Raw genomic sequence first — 14,664 nt, forward strand, 5'->3', positions numbered from 1 at the left:
GGCAGAAGCTTACGGCGACTCCAGCGGCGGGAGCACCCCGGCGCTGCCGTCGTCGTAATAGTAGTTGGACTCCTGTTCCACCTTCAGGGGGCGGAACTGGCCGTCGTAGCTGTCGACCTGGAAGCGAAGTTCGGACAGGTCGCGGTTGGTGAGGGCGATTTGTTCCCTGAGCTCCTGATTCTGTTCGACGGTTCCTTCCAGCAGCTTGAGCAAGCGCTCGATTCTGGCGTCGGCGCTTCCCTTCGGAGCGGCCGCGAAATTCCGGGCTTCCTGGGGTGATACCACGTGTTTCGCTGCTTCGCGCCGGGCGTCCGCGAGGAAGCCCTTGGCCTCGCGGGTCAGTCCATCGTCGGGGAGGAGGGCAGGGGAGACGGGTTTGGCCGGGTTCACTTGTGGCAACGCCGCAGCGAGGGCGGCCATGTCGCGGACGGAACTCCAGTGGGCGGCGGTGGCACCGACCATCAGGGCGAGGGCCGTGCCGCAGGCGATTGGAACCAAGCTCGATTTCATCGGTCGGTGTTTTGGGTTGATTCTTCGGCAGCGGGCGTGGCCTCGGCGTTCGGGAGCGACGCCAGCAACTGGCTCAGTCGATCAAGAGCTTCGCCCAACTTGAGGGAGTCGTCTTCCAGCCGCTCGACGGAAGAACCGAGGACGGCCGCCATGGTCCCGGTCTGGGCGTAGCGGAGCGTCGGATCGTATCCCGGCTCGTTGACCGCGATGACTTGGTCGCCGTCGGCATCGGGAACCAGCAGATGGGGACGGATCGAGAGTGAGATGCGGGTCCCGTTCGCCAACGGAACCTCGCGGACGAAGGCGGGGACGGACTCAGGGTGTTCGAGGCGCCATCCGGCGGGCGGTTGGAACAGGGGCTTCGCCGGGAAAGGTGCAAGCAGCTTCACCGATTTGGCATCGATGTTGGACCGGCTGTCTTGACCCGGTTCCACGGTCACACTGACGCCCTCAGGTTCCGGGGTCGCGGGTTCTGCATCCTCCAGGGCATCCATCACGGGCGGCAGGCCGGAAATCAAAACAGGTGCTCCCGGATCAACGGGAACGAGCGATGGAACGGCTCCGCTGAAGTCCAGGGATGTCGAGGAGGCGTCTTCGCCATCGAAGCCCTCGCTCAAAGCGGAGAACAGTGGATCCCGTTCACCGGCCTTAGGTGCGATGTCCTGAGCGAGCAGCGCCGGGGCGGTGAGGACGGCGCAGGTCAGAATGAAACGGATCGAATTCATCGGTTCTGGATTTCGATGGCTTGGGTGCTGTCGAGGGTCTCGTTCGATTCCGGTTTCGCGATGGCCGGGAGCGATGGACTGTCAGCGCGCAGAACGGGGGCCGGAATGGTGTCGCCAACGAGTTGGTTCCACTCGGCAAGCAGAGTCTGGCCTTCATCACGGATCATCCGTGATGCCTCTTGATAGTTGCCGATGCGCGTCATCAATGCGCGGGCCTTGGCAATCTCCTCGGGTGTCCACCGCAGGGATCTGCTGCGATACATGACCGGGACTTCGAGCATGATTTTCCCCAGGTCCGCCCCGTCGGGAGCTTGCGCCCTCAAGACATGCTGCACCCTCAAATTGGTTTCCTCGTAAGTGGAATCAGCGTCCGGTTTCCCCGCAACGAGCCGCCGCGGGTCGGCGGATTGTGGTTTTCCCGCTTCCCCGGGCAGCGCGTTGGAACGAGGCAGCAGGGATTCAACCGGCTGATCTGCCGGACGAGGACTGGCCGCCAGTACCGGCTCGGGTGAGGACGCAGCGGGTCCCTGCTCGACCGGGGAGACAATGACCGGCTTGGTGAGATAGAGGCCGCAGAACACCGCGGCCAGGGCGGTGCTGGTGACGAGTAGCCAGGGATAGGCCCTTTGCACCGGGCAGGCGGTTGCGGAACGGCGGTTGGGTGATGAGGAATTTCCCCCGAGAGGACCCAGTTCCAGAGTCTGGGTCGACGCGACGACCGCAACGGGTTTTGACGATGCGGGTGCGGGTTGATGGGTGGTAGGAAGCGGGCGCATGAGGTCAAGGTGCTGTCGATTCGTGCCGGGAATCGCTGGCAGGCTTGTTTGCGGGGGGAGTGAGGATGGCATGGGTGATGAGAGTCTGGTCGGAGACCCCGGGGAATGACGTCAGCGTCAGCGTGTCCCGGGTCAGGCGGAGGTGCTTGTGGACGCCGCCATGATTGCTCGTGGCCTGGACGCCTGGAACCACTTCGAGGGGGCCTCCCGCGGAATTCTGGCGCCCGATTCCGTCGGAGCGGTAGATCGTGAACGAGGACCAGGCATCGGCTTGTCCTTCGGAAGCGAGCCGGACGGTCACACCATCGGTCTCCACCGAGATCTTGAACGGCTTGATCGGCACCCGGATCACCTTGCCGGTCCCGGTGATCTTCAACTGCGAATGGACGGTGTAGTCACCGAAGGCATCAAAGTCGCCGTCCCCCGCGTTCGCATGGCAAGCGAGGGCGATAGCCGAGGCGACAATGGAGCTGGAGACTTTCATTCCCCGACGTCCCAGAGGGAGTCTGTTGGTGAAGCTGACGGGTCGTATTTCGTGCCCCCGGTTCCACCGCTGGTCGCGGTCAAATACGGTGGCGAAACGTTCACTCGGACGTAGAGCCTGGTGCCATCGAGCGCTTTTGCGGTCGGGAATGTGGTCAATCCATTGGGAAGGTATGGCAACAGCATTGCGGGCGTGATCGAGGTGACCGCTGTTGTCGGACTGTCGGCAAGGAAGGTCCGCTGTGCGACATACACGGTCCGCAAGGTTTCCGAGCCTTCGCGGGCCTTCTTCCAATCGCCGATGACACTTGACGAGTAAAAGCCGGTCGTCATCAAGGTGATCAGAACGAAGATCACCAAGGACATTTCAATCAGGGTGAAGCCCCGCGACGTGGACTTGCTGAAATAGCGGGCGTTCATGGGACAGTGGGTAGGCTAGGTTGGTTAAGAAGAGTTGAAAAGTCGTAATTCCAAGGGAATCTCGGCCTGCCTCCGTCCGGTCTCGGTCGGACGGTGAGCCCGTCACCCCTTCAGGATCTCTATCGCTTCGGCAACGTTGTCGCGCAGTTCGGGGTTCTCCCAGGCCATCCGGGCGAAGTGTACCAGGATGAATGCAATCACCGCGGTAATTCCAAACCAGACAAACCACCACGTGACCGACTTGCCTTGTGGCGCGATCAGGGGAACGTACCAGGCCTCGCGGTCGACCACCCGGGTGGTGAACATCTGGTTGGCACTGCGTAGGTTCTCGATCAGCGCATTGACCGACACTTCGCTCCGAACGATGAAGCGATGCTTGTACTTGCGGCCCGGTGTGTCGGGGAGTTCTTCGGCGATCACTCCCGCAGGCACGAACTCGGGGCGGCGCAAGGTGTAGACGTGCGTTTCGTAGACGAAGCGCTGGCGCAGCCACCGGTCGAGTCTTGTCAGTTGCATGGCGGTCGGGGTTTCGAAGGGTCAGATCCCGCTGTTCATCATCTTCGGACCCATGAGGAAGATCGGAAGGAAGGTGCCAACGAAAACTGCGGCGATCAGGCCGACCGCGATGATCAGCACGAGGAAGTTCACCGTTGCGGTGAAGGAAGACATGTAGTTCGCCGAGTCTTCCTCGTACATTTGCGAAAGCATCTCCAGCTGGTTGTCGAGGGATGCCGACTTTTCGCCGATCGACATCATGTGGACGACCTGCGAATCAACGGAGGTATACTTCGAGAAGGCAGACGACAGAGGTACACCGGAATGTTCGTACTTGTCGGCGGCGTCGCGGAGTTCCTGGTAGAAGGGGGTGCCCTTGACGCTGTTGGCCGCCACGCGGATCGACTTCGCGAGGTTAATTCCGTTGGCGTGGAGCATTTTCATGGTGGAAAGGAAGGTCATCTGGCGCAGGCTGAGGATCATCATCCGCAGCAATCGCCACTTTGACATTCCGAGGCCCAGGATGAAGTTCCGCACCTTGTTGGACCTCCACACGGTGATCCCGAAAGCGATGACCCCGATGACAAAGTATGGCCAGCAGGCCTTGGTGATGGCGCTCACCTTGAAGGCAATCGCTGTCATCCCGTCCGGAGTTTGGCTGACTTGCTTGAGCATGTCCTGGACCTGGGGGACGATGCTGAGCTGGGAAAAGATAAATGCACCGGTAAGGACCGAGATGATCACTCCGGGCATGACAGTTGCCTTCTTGATAGCCTTGTTGAAGTGGAGTTCGCTGGTGAAGCGCGAGGCGAGGGAGGTGAAGGCTTGGTGGAGTTGGCCGGCGTCGCTGCCTGCCTGGACAAGACCGACCACCATCTCGCTGAAGCGTCCGGTACGCCGGAAGGCCTCGTGAACACTGACCCCTGCGTTGATATCCTCGCGGATCTTGTTGAGGGTGTCCGCCATCATCTTGTCCTGGAGGCCCTGGGCGTAGTACTTGAGCGCGTCTGCCGTATTGATCTGCGCGCGCAGCATCGAGCCGAGCCCGCGAAACATCGAGATCAGCTGCTTCTTGTTGAACTGCTTGACCTTGGATTGCTTGAGGAAGCTGAACGATCCTTGTGCGGCCGCGGGTGCTGCCGGCTTGGCGGTGACGGTGGCGCTACTCATCGGTATAGGTCATGTCGATGACTTTGGAGACTGCCTCGATGTCGGTTTTACCCTCGCGCAGGAGCCGCAGCCCGCTGCGGCGGAGGTTGGGGAGCTTGCCTTCTTCCTGGATCTTCACTTCCAGGTCATAAGGTGAGATCTCGCCTTTCGACAGCATGTCCGAAGTCTTCGGGGTGATGGGGATGATTTCGAGGATGGCGGTGCGGCCGCTATAACCGGAGTTCCGGCATTCGGTGCAACCGTTGGCACTGGCGTTGAAAACGGGAGTGGTCGCCCAGGACTCGTCGAGATTGAAGGTCCGGCGGTCGTGCTCAGACACTCCGGGGGAGGCCTCCTTGCAGTAAGGGCAGAGGATTTTCACGAGGCGCTGGGCACAGGCCGCTTTCAGGGTTTGTGCGATTTTCCAGCGCTCGATTCCCAATTGCTCGAATCGCTCGATGATCTGGGATGCGCGGGGCGTGTGGATCGTCGTGAGAACCTTGTGGCCCGTGACTGCGGCCTCGATTGCGAGTTCGGCGGATTCGATGTCGCGCACCTCACCCATGAGGATGATGTCGGGGTCACTCCGCATGAACGATGCGATCATCGGCTTGAACTCCTTGGGACTCTTGAGGTCACAATGGGTAATGCCGGGGACCTCGTCCTCGACCGGGTTCTCCAAGGTCAGGATGTTGACGTCGGGGCGGTTCAGCTCACGCAAAATGGCATTCAGCGTCGTGGACTTGCCGGATCCCGTGGGGCCGGACATGACGATGATGCCGGCCGGGACCTTCATCACCTTGGCGAGCTCGAAAAGCGTCTCTTCATCGAATGCCAGGGTGCCTTTGCCGAGGGTCACGTTGATGTTGCTCTTGTCGAGCAGACGCATGGTCACGTGATAGCCCCGGTAAGTACGATGCCGCTCGTACCGGATGTCGATCGGCCGGTGGAAATAGGAGATGGTGAAACGTCCCGAAATGCCCGGCGCGGTGGCACGGATTTCGGTGGGGAGTTTCATCAGGTTGAGAAGGAAGGCGTCGAGGCGATCCTTCAGCTTCATCGGGATCTCCACCTTGTTGCCGATGTCACCATCGACCCGGTAGGCATAGTAGAAGGACTCCTTCTCGACCTTGAAGTGGATGTCCGATGCCCGGGTTTTAACGGCGTCGGCCATCACCGTAGCCACCAGCTGGGCCATTGGCTCGGTGTAGTCGGTGGTGACGTCGAAGTCACGGATCCCATCGTCGTTGTCCTCAACGTCGATCGCCTCGAGTTCCGATCGGCTCGGGCCGGAATTCGTCCCGACGGACTCGATGGCACGGGCGATTTCGGACGCAAGGGTGACCACCTTGACAATCTCGAGATCGGGGAACCTCGGTGCCAGGTATTCGTCGGGGAGTGGATTCCAGGGGTTGGCGACCGCGACGATCAATTTGTCGCCGGTGATCGAAAGCGGGCTGAAGAGTCCACGGGTCAGGACCGTCGGGTCGCAGTAGGTGTGCAAGGTGCCGTCGCAGAACTCGGCGACCTTCGGGAAAAAGGAGAGACCGTTGATTTTCGCGACCGCTCCCATGAAGCAGTAGCGGGTGACCCGGTTCGCCACCTGATCGTGGCTGAGTTCGCTGTATTGCGGGTCGTGATTTGCCAGCGCGCGCATGATTTGCCCGCTAATCAAATCGTTGAAGGACATGCTGTCGTAGTCGATCACAGCTCGAAGTGCTTGCGGGTGAGGAAAGTCCAGCTCTCGTAGTCCATCCTGACCGAGGTGACAAAGGGCTTGATGGCAAAGCGGCGGTCGACCGTGGCGAGGATTTCATCGGCCATGATCCTCGCGGCGACGGGATTGAGGGCCCCGGTGCCGATTGCGTCGGTATCCTCTGCGTAAAGGATGGGCGCGAGGAGTGCCCGGGCGACCTTGTGGAGGTGGTCGAAGGACTCGTAGAAGGCAGATGGCGCGATGAGTTTCCCGGCGAAGGGCACCAAGGGGGGGGAGGGGTGGATCACCTGGGATACCGCGTGGGTGATCCGTGCCACCTCGACCCCCATGTGCTCTTCTTCCGTTCCCTGGACGCGGGCCAGGATCTCAAGGAGATCGAGCGGCTCGCCCTGGCTCACCGAGCGTTCGAAGACCGTCCGGACGCGTGCGGTCTCCGTGTCCGTGGCGATTCCGGTCGCCTGGATCGCCTGGATGGTCTGCTCCATGCAGCTGTGGAGCAGATCAAGGACCCCACCGGACTTGCGCCCGGTGGAGTCATGAGCCGTGTGGATGGGGGATGACATGGTAGGTCGGGGGTCCAGGGGTCTCATTGGCGCCCGCTGGCGGGCGATTACTTGCGCGCCTTGCTGAAGCGGGTCCGGTTGAGTTCCGACTTGGTCGGGTAGTAGGGAGCTTCCTGGGGCTTGAGGTCGCGGACGCTGCGGCGGAGGTTCGGTTCGTGGGCCGGGCCGGGATTGCACTCGGGATCAACCCAGTCGTGGTCCTGGGTCAGGGAAACATTCCGGTGAATGCGGCTCGACTGGCTTCCGGTTGCCGAGCGGCTGCTCGGGTCGTAGGAAGTGGGAGTCACGATGAACACCAGGCTGGCGTTCTCCTTCACGGTTTCCTTGCTCTTGAAGAAGAAGTTGAGGAGGGGGACATCCCCGAGGACGGGAACCTTGGTTTTGTCCTTGTTCTCCACTTCGCCGTAGAAGCCTCCCACCACCAGCGAGTGACCGTCCGGGACGCGTGCGAGCGATTCGATCATCGATTCGGTGACGCGGGGGTAGAAGTTGCCGGTTTGCCCCGTGATCTGTTCGACGATCTGCGAGGAGCGGGGACGCAGGCGCATGCGGATCGTGCCGTCCGGCAACAAGGTCGGGGTCACGGAGACCGAGATGCCGATTTCGCGGTGTTTTTCAGGATCATCCGCGATCGTCTTGTCAGCAGTGTCGATCTTGTAGCGGACCTCTTCCGTCAACTGGCTGACGCCGTTGCCGGTGGTCGCGGTCGTGGTGATGATCGGCACACGGTCGATGATCGAAATGGAACCCTGCTCGTTGTCTTCGGTGATCAAGGTCGGGTTGGACACCTGGGTGGCAAAGTTTCCTTCGGCGAGGGCGCGCAGGACGCCGCTGAGCTGGATGGGAGACAGCACGAGATTGCTTGCGGCAGCGGTCTCGACGGCAGTGAGGCCGCTGCCCGAGCTTCCGCCTGCGGCGCTATATACCGAGTCGATGCCGAAGACGCTGTTAAGGCTGCGGGCGATGCTGATGCCCGTGCCGGAGTCACCCAGGGAGCTGGACCAGTTGATGCCGGTGCGTTCGGCGGCGGTGCTGTTGACGCGGAGGATCTTGGTCTCGACGACGATCTGGCCTTTCGCCTGGTCGATGTCATGGAGCAGCCGTTGGGCTTGTTCGATGCGATGGGCCGTGTCGACGATGACGATCGTGTTGGTCTTCGGCTCGAAATTGACGATGCCGGTTCCCGGCGTGAGCATCGGCTGGATCAGCGCCTTGATTTGTTCGATGTCAGAGGGGCGCAGGTAGCGGAGCTGATAGTTGAACTCAGCGCTGGGAAGCTGGCTGAGCTGCGATTGGCTGAGCGCGTAAATGGTATTGCCCTTGTTGTAGAGCGTCAGGCCATACATGAAGGCCAGCTCCTCCATCTGGGAGAGCGGGTTGCCGTCATTGAGGTGACCGGTGACCCGGTAGTCGGGAGTCGCGATCTTGGCATTGTGGAAGTATTGCTTTCCTGCCTGCTTGGCAAGGAACTGGAAGATATCGTTCAGAGGGGCATCCTTGATGAGGTAGCCTTCTTCCGACTCCTGGATTTCCTGGTTCACGACGGGTGCGGCCGGGTCGGCAGCTCCGGGCTCGGCGGGAGCCGCAACGGGTTCGACCGGTGGGGCTCCGGCAGGCGCGACCGGCTCGGGGATGTTGGGAAGGTCGGCGGGTGCCGGCGGTAGATCCGGCGCAGGTGCCGGTGGTGGCAGATCCGGGATGGCCGGCTCCTCCGCTTGCGCAATCTCGGTGGGAACGAGTTCAGCGGGTGCGAGGTCAGCGGCTCCGTTCTCCTGGGCGGAGAGGGTCGGGTTTGGCAGGGCCAGCAGCGTGGCGACGGCGATTGCAGGCTTCATGTGTGTGCGGGTGTTGTGGGACAGCTAGCTGAACGATGGCTCAGCGGTTGTTGGAGAGTGGGGTGACGGGCTGGATTTCAATGGGGGCGTTGCTGCCTCCTTGGGTGACACCGGGAGCGCTGATGCCATCGGTGCCGCGTTGCATGCCGGCGGGCATCATGTTGAGCGTCAGCGGGGCGGTTTCGCCGGTTTCGACATTGCGGAAAAGGATCTGGGTCGCGGATATGGAAACCACCTGCACTGTGACCTGCTTGCCGTTGGGCAGGCTGATCTTGAACGTCTGGTTGGTCGAGAAAACCCGGTCGCCGATCAGGAATTGCTGCTTCTCCGCGGTGACCATGTTGACGGGAAGGGCCCCGACAATGTTGATGAACGGAGTCGGTGGCTCGGGCTGGAAGCGTTGGGTTGGAGCGGCTGCCAGGATTTTGGGCTCGGGTGCCTTGAACTCGGGATCCTGGTATCGTCCGAACGGGTCGGTCTGGCGGCTTCGGACCGCGAGACGCGAGGCCAACATCTGGATGTAAGTGGGGAGATCTTCCCCGGCGTAGCGGGAGGGCTCGATCTGCACTGCTGCGGAGGCGGGCTGTCCTGCAGCCGGAGGAGGGGCCGTCGCCGGTACGATTTCTGCCGGTGCGGCAGGTTCTGCCGGGGTGAATCCGGATGCATCGAAGCCCTCGGCGGATTGGCCGGGGGCGGAATGAGGCAACATAAACAAACCCGCGGCGACCGCGAGTGGCACGGAGATGTTGGAGGGTTTCATCATCACTTTTCCCATGCGGTGTAAGAGACCTGGAAGTTCAGGCTGGAGGTCGACGACGTGCTCGGGTCGATCTTGAGATCCTGGAGCTGGAGTTGCGGCATCCGGGTTTCCAATTCAAGGAATGCACGTTGGACCGAGCGGAATGTTCCGCGGAATGCCAGTTTGACCTGGGAGGAATCTTGGGCGGATGCAGCGGCAAAACCCGTGGAGCCATTCGGACGTTCAAAAGCGGTCTGCTGGAACTCCTTGGGAGGGAGCATATCGCCGATCTCCTTGAGATTCGAAGTGATGGAGTTTGCCGTTTCCTTGCCGATCTGGGCATCCCAACGTTCCACGTGAGTCCGCTTTTTGATAACTTGGGCCTCGATCCCCAACGCTTGAATACGGTTCGATTCGGCGCTCTTGTAGAGAGCCTGCTTCTCGCTGAAGGATGCGCTTGCCCTTGATTTGATCGCAATTCCGGCTCCCACCACGCCGGTGCAGACAAGGACCGGCACGACAATGCCGAAAATGATGATGGATTGGCGGTAAAACATGGCGGTGAAGGGAGGTGGCGGTAGTCGACCTCGGGTCAAGGTGCCTTGGCTGAAATCAGGGCCATTTGATCGGACGACTCGAATCGTTGGGTGATAGTCAGATCGAACGAGAACGGATAGGTCGATTCGTCGAGGTCGGAGAACTCACCGATGGGGCCGGGTCGAAAGGATCCATTCTCCAATGTGCGGACGTTGACGACGAGGCTTCGGCTGGGGAGATCGGTCAAATACGAGCTGTTGCCGGTAATTGCCGCGACTTGGTCGAAGACTGATGAGATTCCGTCGCGGGTGTTCAGGGTGGCCAAGCGTTCAAGCGCCCCTTCCCGTGCCAGGCCGGCAATTTTCCACTCCCTCGTCAATCCGATCCTCGCCTGGCCGGGCTTTGTATCCGCCTTCGCCGAGTGATTGAAGGTTTTGGCGAGGAAGCCGCTGTTGTCGGGAAACAGAGTCGGCAGGAGCTCCATCGATGCCCACGCTTTCGAGCGGTCAGACAGCAAGTTGTCCCAGTGGTCGATGCGTGTGCGTTCTTGTGTGAGAAAGGTCAGCCTCTGCTTTGCCACTTCGCCGTTCTTGGCCTCGAAGGCCCAATCGGGTTTCCGGATCATGTCCACGACTCCGAGGGTTGTCCATGCGAGGGCGAGGATGGTCACGCAGCCGAACCCCAAGCGTGCAAACCGGGCTGCATTCAGGAGCTTCATCTCTGTCTTGGAGGGGAAGACGTCAGCCTGCTCCCGTGCGACGGGTAGGAAATCCTGGGCCGCCCATCCGTCGCCGCGAAGGACGGTGAAGGTGTGGGACTGCGCGAGTGGCGTTTCCGGTGTGGTCGCAAGCAGGGTGGACACCAGTGGTTCAGGGCCACTGCAACCGGAAGCCGTGGTATCCAAACCGGTTGTTGACCAGTCCACCTCGCGGATGGAAGCGGCCGGGAAAACCAGTTGAAGATCCGCCGCCAGCTGGGGATCCGCCTGATCGTTGATCGTGAAGAGAAACACTTCCGGTTCAGCAAGCTCAAGTGCGGCGGCTGTCGTGGATGCCGCGTGCCGGAGATTGGTCGGACGGCGCTGGCCACGGTGCTGGAGGGTGCGCAGCAGGCGGAGGTCGCCGAATTCGTTGAAGAAGGCCAGAAGGGTGAAGCGCGGGTAGGGCAGGACCGCGATCAAGGGGCGGCTCAACTCGTCTTGCTTCAAGTCGGCCAGCGCGAGCAGGCAAATCAGGGGCGCACTCACCGCCCGCGTGATCACCGGGAAATTGCTGTCTTCGCCCGACCTCCTGAGCTGGTCGAGGAAATCGGACCAGCGGCGGCTGATGCACACGGTGGTCGCGATGGCCTCACTACCCGCTGCAGGGTAGGGGATGAGGCGCCAGCTGGATTCATCGCTGGAGACAGACGAGTCGTCCAGGACCGCCTTTGGGTCGGATTCAATGGTTGTCCTGAGCTCGTTGAGGGCGCCCGGGTTATCCAGTTCGGGCTTTAGCTCGGAGGTCGCGAATTCATCGGCGACGTGAAGGACGACTCCCACGGCATTGGCGCCGGCCTTCTTGGCGGAGGAGATGATCTGCGCGGCAAGGGCCGGGACCGTGATGAGGTCGGTTGCGTGGTCGTCTTCGAACGCGGGGCCATTACTCCATTGGCCGCTTCGCCGGTCGAAGAATTTGGAGTCGAGGTGACTGCCATCGACTCGAAGGTGCAGCTGGTAGTCCAGCTCAAGGGGACTTTGGTACCAAGCGGGATTACTCGCGCGGCTGGTGCCGCGAAGAATCGCGCCGGCCTGGCGATAACGCTGCAGAGGGTTGAGACCCGCGGGATGTTGGTAGGCGACCAAGGGAAAGGGGAAGTATGGGTGCGTTCATCAGTGGGGGGATGGAGGTGGGGGGAAGATGAGAGAGGGGTCCCCCGCCCGCGTAGGCAGGCGGGAGACCTGAGGCCGAAACGGGAATTGCCCAAGTAGGGATTCCCCGCTTCACTCGGCGAGTTTACCAGTCACCGATGGTGTTCGGGTCCGGAGCGTATTCTGCGTCGGAGCAGGTGACATAGAGGTCACCCACGTCTGGAACCAGGTCTGAACCACCAGCACCGTACTGATAGACGATCGCGCCGCCGGCGGGGTGGCCGTAACCATCAACGGTCGGGTTGTTTTCAATGAACTTGCCCTCACCAAAGATCTGGGTGGGAAGTTCGGCCACGGTGGTGTTCGCATTGACGCCGTTCATGTTGGCATACGAGCGCACGGCTTGCTGGCAGTTGCGGATCGTGAGGATCGAGGCGGCACGGTCGGAACCCTTCTTCCAGGCGCGGGCGCCCACGAAGAGGATGGAGATAAGCGAAAGCAAAACGAGAATCACGACCGTCAGTTCGAGGAGGGTCATGCCGCTTGCGCGCTTGGTGTTACGTGTCAGTTTCATGTTTGGTGTGTTGTATTTGGGTGTGTCTTGTTTTGTCTTGTCGGATGGAGACGGACGGTTGAACCGTGTCGTCCCGGAAATGGGGTGGGGCTAGAGCAGCTCGGAGTCGTCGCGGTTCATGCGGGCGTTCTCAAAGGTCTGCTCGTCGATCAGGCCCTGGCGCAGGAGGCGGCGAAGATTGGAATCCCACTCGATGTTGCCCGCGCGGCGAATGACGTCTTCCAGCGACCTGGCACCGCCGTCGTAGTTGGCGATGGCCGAGGCGACGGCGTCGTCGTTGTTTTGGAGGAACTCGTAGGTCAGGACACGCCGGCTGACGCCATTGAGGAGGCCCTGGGAGTGGATGAAGATGAGGATTTCGGAGAGACGCGAAAGGATCGAGGCGTGGCTCTCTTTCGGATAGAGTTCGAGGATACGGCCGATGGTCTTGACCGCACCGGTGGTGTGCAGGGTGGAGAGGACGAGGTGACCGGTCTGGGCTGCCTCGAGGCAGGTCTCCATGGCCTCACGGTCGCGGATTTCCCCGAGCAGGATGATGTGGGGCGCCTTGCGCAGGACGTCCTTGAGGCCCTGGCGGTAGGAGTGGACGTCGCGGCCGACTTCCTGCTGGGTGACCACGCTCGGACAGGGGATACGGCGGCCCGGATACTCGGGATCGTCCATGTCGTCCGGATACTGGTATTCGATGGGATCCTCGACGGTCACGATGTGCTTGCCGTGGTTCCGGCGGAGCCAATCGATCAGGGCGGCCAAGGTGGTCGATTTGCCCGAGCCGGTTGGTCCGGTGACGAGGCAAAGTCCGGCACGCTTCTGCACCGCCATGCGGAGCACGGTGTTGGTGTCGGCGTCGATTCCCAGGCTTTCCAGCTCGGGGATATAGTCGTTGAGGATACGGCAGGTGACGCCGAGTCCGGAGGAACTGAGGTGGGCCTGGATACGAAGGCGACCGGAGCGCTCGCCGTTGTTGCCCATCGGGATGCCGTCGCAGGAGAAATCGGCGACCTTCCGTTCCGCGAAGTCGCGGATCGCGTCCTGGATCTTTTCATCGACCCGCTCGTCGAGGTTGCTCTCCTCGCCGAATCCGTGGCTCGCGCTTTCGCGGTTGCGGATGAGCTCCTTGAGGATTTCGTCCATGTGGGCCGGCGAAAGCGGACCGAGGTAGTCAAGCTTCTCGACTCCCTTGTTGGTGTGGATGTAAACCGGCCGCTCGGAACGCATCTGGATGTCCGAGACCCGGATCTCCTTGCAGATCCGGAAAATGATTCCGAGCAGGGTGGCTCCATCCATGCCCGGGACAAAGCGCGATGCAGCCATCGGGTCATTGTTGACCGGAAGCGGAGGCGGTTCGTGAACGGCGGTGAACATGGGGAGGTTGGAGAGGAATTTACCAGGAAAGGGATGCCTGATCGCCGGGTGAGGATGACAGACGGCGGATGGTCTGCTCGGAGGCGTCCCGAACCTTGGTGCAGAAATGAAGTCGATCGAGCATCTCCTGCTGGCGCGCTGCCGAAAGGTTCTCGTAGCCGCCTGACTCCAGCCATGCCGCGCTGAGCTCGTGGTGACGTGCCATGCAGAAATCGAGCAGCTGGAGCTGTTCCCGCATCTCGTCGAGCGAGTGCTTGTCCTGGTTCTGGAACAGTAGCTGGAGGATATTGCAGGCGGCCGAGGCGGCGGTGAGGGCCGGGCGGGGATCGGACTTCTCCCGCAGCGAGTAGGCGATGGTGGATTTGGCCAGCTTCACGGCCTCTTCGCTCAATACCGGACGGGTGCCGACCTGGGGCTCGGTCAAAAAGAGATGATACGAGTTGTAGTTTGCATAGTTGGAGGGATCGAGTTGGTAGGCCAACCGGAGCCGGTCTTCGATCTGCCTGCGGAGATAGAACCTGTGGGCGGGTGTGACCGGGCGGGGGTTGGTACGCTCGCTGACGGCCAGCTGAAGTTTCTCGATGAGAGGGAATTCGAGCTCGCCGTCATTCTGAGAGCGGTCGTCCTGGTCGTGTTCGTGGCTGCAACCGCCGTCGCATACATGTCCGGCCGGGTTGTTCTCGGCGCCGTGCCAGTCGTGCTCGACGCCCCCCTGCATGGCCAGGGCGATGACCTGGCCGTAGGGGCTCATCTTCAAACCAAGGGGGTTGGGATGATAGTCGAACTCGCCGCTCTCCGCCAGCCGGGTGGCACCATACGACCACAGCGCCACGCCGGTAATGGCGAGCGATGAATTGATCGCGAGGTTGCGGAGGTCCATGGGAAGGTGAAGGGTGGATGCGATCCGGCTCCTGCCGGAAGAGGCGT

16 protein-coding genes are annotated in these 14,664 nt (G+C 61.4%); all 16 read right to left on the reverse strand.

Annotated elements, in window-relative coordinates; genetic code table 11:
* Positions 1-9 precede the first annotated feature (9 nt).
* The 16 genes from IG178_RS03130 to IG178_RS03205 all read right to left on the reverse strand — a co-directional run bounded on the left by IG178_RS03130 (position 10) and on the right by IG178_RS03205 (position 14,617).
* Positions 10-510: a hypothetical protein gene (locus tag IG178_RS03130; RefSeq protein WP_193211048.1), complete on the reverse strand. Its 501-nt coding sequence runs from the start codon at positions 508-510 to the stop codon at positions 10-12.
* Positions 507-1,235, reverse strand: coding sequence for a hypothetical protein (locus IG178_RS03135; protein WP_193211049.1), 729 nt, complete (start codon positions 1,233-1,235; stop codon positions 507-509). Before IG178_RS03135 ends, IG178_RS03130 begins: the two co-directional genes overlap by 4 nt.
* Positions 1,232-1,816, reverse strand: a complete 585-nt coding sequence (locus tag IG178_RS03140; RefSeq protein ID WP_193211050.1) for a hypothetical protein — start codon at positions 1,814-1,816, stop codon at positions 1,232-1,234. The genes IG178_RS03135 and IG178_RS03140 overlap by 4 nt, the downstream gene beginning before the upstream one ends.
* Before the next feature lie 199 nt (positions 1,817-2,015).
* Positions 2,016-2,495, reverse strand: coding sequence for a hypothetical protein (locus IG178_RS03145; RefSeq protein ID WP_193211051.1), 480 nt, complete (start codon positions 2,493-2,495; stop codon positions 2,016-2,018).
* Positions 2,492-2,914: a type II secretion system protein gene (locus IG178_RS03150; protein ID WP_193211052.1), complete on the reverse strand. Its 423-nt coding sequence runs from the start codon at positions 2,912-2,914 to the stop codon at positions 2,492-2,494. The genes IG178_RS03145 and IG178_RS03150 overlap by 4 nt, the downstream gene beginning before the upstream one ends.
* A 102-nt stretch (positions 2,915-3,016) precedes the next feature.
* The gene (locus IG178_RS03155; RefSeq protein WP_193211053.1) at positions 3,017-3,430 is read right to left on the reverse strand and encodes a hypothetical protein; all 414 of its coding nucleotides are present in this window, start codon (positions 3,428-3,430) and stop codon (positions 3,017-3,019) included.
* Positions 3,431-3,451: 21 nt separating this feature from the next.
* On the reverse strand, positions 3,452-4,579 hold the full coding sequence (locus IG178_RS03160; protein ID WP_193211054.1) for a type II secretion system F family protein: 1,128 nt from the start codon (positions 4,577-4,579) through the stop codon (positions 3,452-3,454).
* On the reverse strand, positions 4,572-6,215 hold the full coding sequence (locus tag IG178_RS03165; protein WP_226894699.1) for a GspE/PulE family protein: 1,644 nt from the start codon (positions 6,213-6,215) through the stop codon (positions 4,572-4,574). The genes IG178_RS03160 and IG178_RS03165 overlap by 8 nt, the downstream gene beginning before the upstream one ends.
* Positions 6,216-6,262: 47 nt before the next feature.
* Positions 6,263-6,838 (reverse strand): hypothetical protein, encoded by a 576-nt coding sequence (locus IG178_RS03170; protein WP_193211056.1) that lies wholly within the window; start codon positions 6,836-6,838, stop codon positions 6,263-6,265.
* 47 nt (positions 6,839-6,885) lie between these two features.
* Positions 6,886-8,673, reverse strand: a complete 1,788-nt coding sequence (locus IG178_RS03175; RefSeq protein WP_193211057.1) for a type II secretion system protein GspD — start codon at positions 8,671-8,673, stop codon at positions 6,886-6,888.
* Between the two features lie 40 nt (positions 8,674-8,713).
* Positions 8,714-9,241, reverse strand: a complete 528-nt coding sequence (locus IG178_RS03180; RefSeq protein WP_193211058.1) for a hypothetical protein — start codon at positions 9,239-9,241, stop codon at positions 8,714-8,716.
* A 194-nt stretch (positions 9,242-9,435) separates the two neighbouring features.
* Positions 9,436-9,969 (reverse strand): hypothetical protein, encoded by a 534-nt coding sequence (locus IG178_RS03185; RefSeq protein ID WP_193211059.1) that lies wholly within the window; start codon positions 9,967-9,969, stop codon positions 9,436-9,438.
* A 35-nt stretch (positions 9,970-10,004) separates the two neighbouring features.
* Positions 10,005-11,210 carry a hypothetical protein gene (locus IG178_RS03190; RefSeq protein ID WP_193211060.1) on the reverse strand — a complete coding sequence of 402 codons (1,206 nt, stop codon included), beginning with the start codon at positions 11,208-11,210 and terminating at the stop codon, positions 10,005-10,007.
* A gap of 733 nt (positions 11,211-11,943) precedes the next feature.
* Positions 11,944-12,372, reverse strand: a complete 429-nt coding sequence (locus tag IG178_RS03195) for a hypothetical protein (RefSeq protein ID WP_193211061.1) — start codon at positions 12,370-12,372, stop codon at positions 11,944-11,946.
* Between the two features lie 90 nt (positions 12,373-12,462).
* Positions 12,463-13,737, reverse strand: a complete 1,275-nt coding sequence (locus IG178_RS03200; RefSeq protein ID WP_193211062.1) for a type IV pilus twitching motility protein PilT — start codon at positions 13,735-13,737, stop codon at positions 12,463-12,465.
* 19 nt (positions 13,738-13,756) lie between these two features.
* Positions 13,757-14,617: a hypothetical protein gene (locus IG178_RS03205; protein ID WP_193211063.1), complete on the reverse strand. Its 861-nt coding sequence runs from the start codon at positions 14,615-14,617 to the stop codon at positions 13,757-13,759.
* Between the last annotated feature and the right edge of the window lie 47 nt (positions 14,618-14,664).

The organism is Neoluteolibacter marinus (assembly GCF_014904755.1).
Classification (GTDB): Bacteria; Verrucomicrobiota; Verrucomicrobiia; order Verrucomicrobiales; family Akkermansiaceae; genus Haloferula; species Haloferula marina.

What these genes read in the sequence shown, in the direction of transcription:
- IG178_RS03145 (WP_193211051.1), bottom strand. Translation starts at nt 2,495, where the DNA reads ATGAAAGTCTCCAGCTCCATTGTCGCCTCGGCTATCGCCCTCGCTTGC.
- IG178_RS03175 (WP_193211057.1), bottom strand. Translation starts at nt 8,673, where the DNA reads ATGAAGCCTGCAATCGCCGTCGCCACGCTGCTGGCCCTGCCAAACCCG.
- IG178_RS03200 (WP_193211062.1), bottom strand. Translation starts at nt 13,737, where the DNA reads ATGTTCACCGCCGTTCACGAACCGCCTCCGCTTCCGGTCAACAATGAC.
- IG178_RS03170 (WP_193211056.1), bottom strand. Translation starts at nt 6,838, where the DNA reads ATGTCATCCCCCATCCACACGGCTCATGACTCCACCGGGCGCAAGTCC.
- IG178_RS03135 (WP_193211049.1), bottom strand. Translation starts at nt 1,235, where the DNA reads ATGAATTCGATCCGTTTCATTCTGACCTGCGCCGTCCTCACCGCCCCG.
- IG178_RS03130 (WP_193211048.1), bottom strand. Translation starts at nt 510, where the DNA reads ATGAAATCGAGCTTGGTTCCAATCGCCTGCGGCACGGCCCTCGCCCTG.
- IG178_RS03185 (WP_193211059.1), bottom strand. Translation starts at nt 9,969, where the DNA reads ATGTTTTACCGCCAATCCATCATCATTTTCGGCATTGTCGTGCCGGTC.
- IG178_RS03155 (WP_193211053.1), bottom strand. Translation starts at nt 3,430, where the DNA reads ATGCAACTGACAAGACTCGACCGGTGGCTGCGCCAGCGCTTCGTCTAC.
- IG178_RS03165 (WP_226894699.1), bottom strand. Translation starts at nt 6,215, where the DNA reads ATGCGCGCGCTGGCAAATCACGACCCGCAATACAGCGAACTCAGCCAC.
- IG178_RS03150 (WP_193211052.1), bottom strand. Translation starts at nt 2,914, where the DNA reads ATGAACGCCCGCTATTTCAGCAAGTCCACGTCGCGGGGCTTCACCCTG.
- IG178_RS03160 (WP_193211054.1), bottom strand. Translation starts at nt 4,579, where the DNA reads ATGAGTAGCGCCACCGTCACCGCCAAGCCGGCAGCACCCGCGGCCGCA.
- IG178_RS03195 (WP_193211061.1), bottom strand. Translation starts at nt 12,372, where the DNA reads ATGAAACTGACACGTAACACCAAGCGCGCAAGCGGCATGACCCTCCTC.
- IG178_RS03205 (WP_193211063.1), bottom strand. Translation starts at nt 14,617, where the DNA reads ATGGACCTCCGCAACCTCGCGATCAATTCATCGCTCGCCATTACCGGC.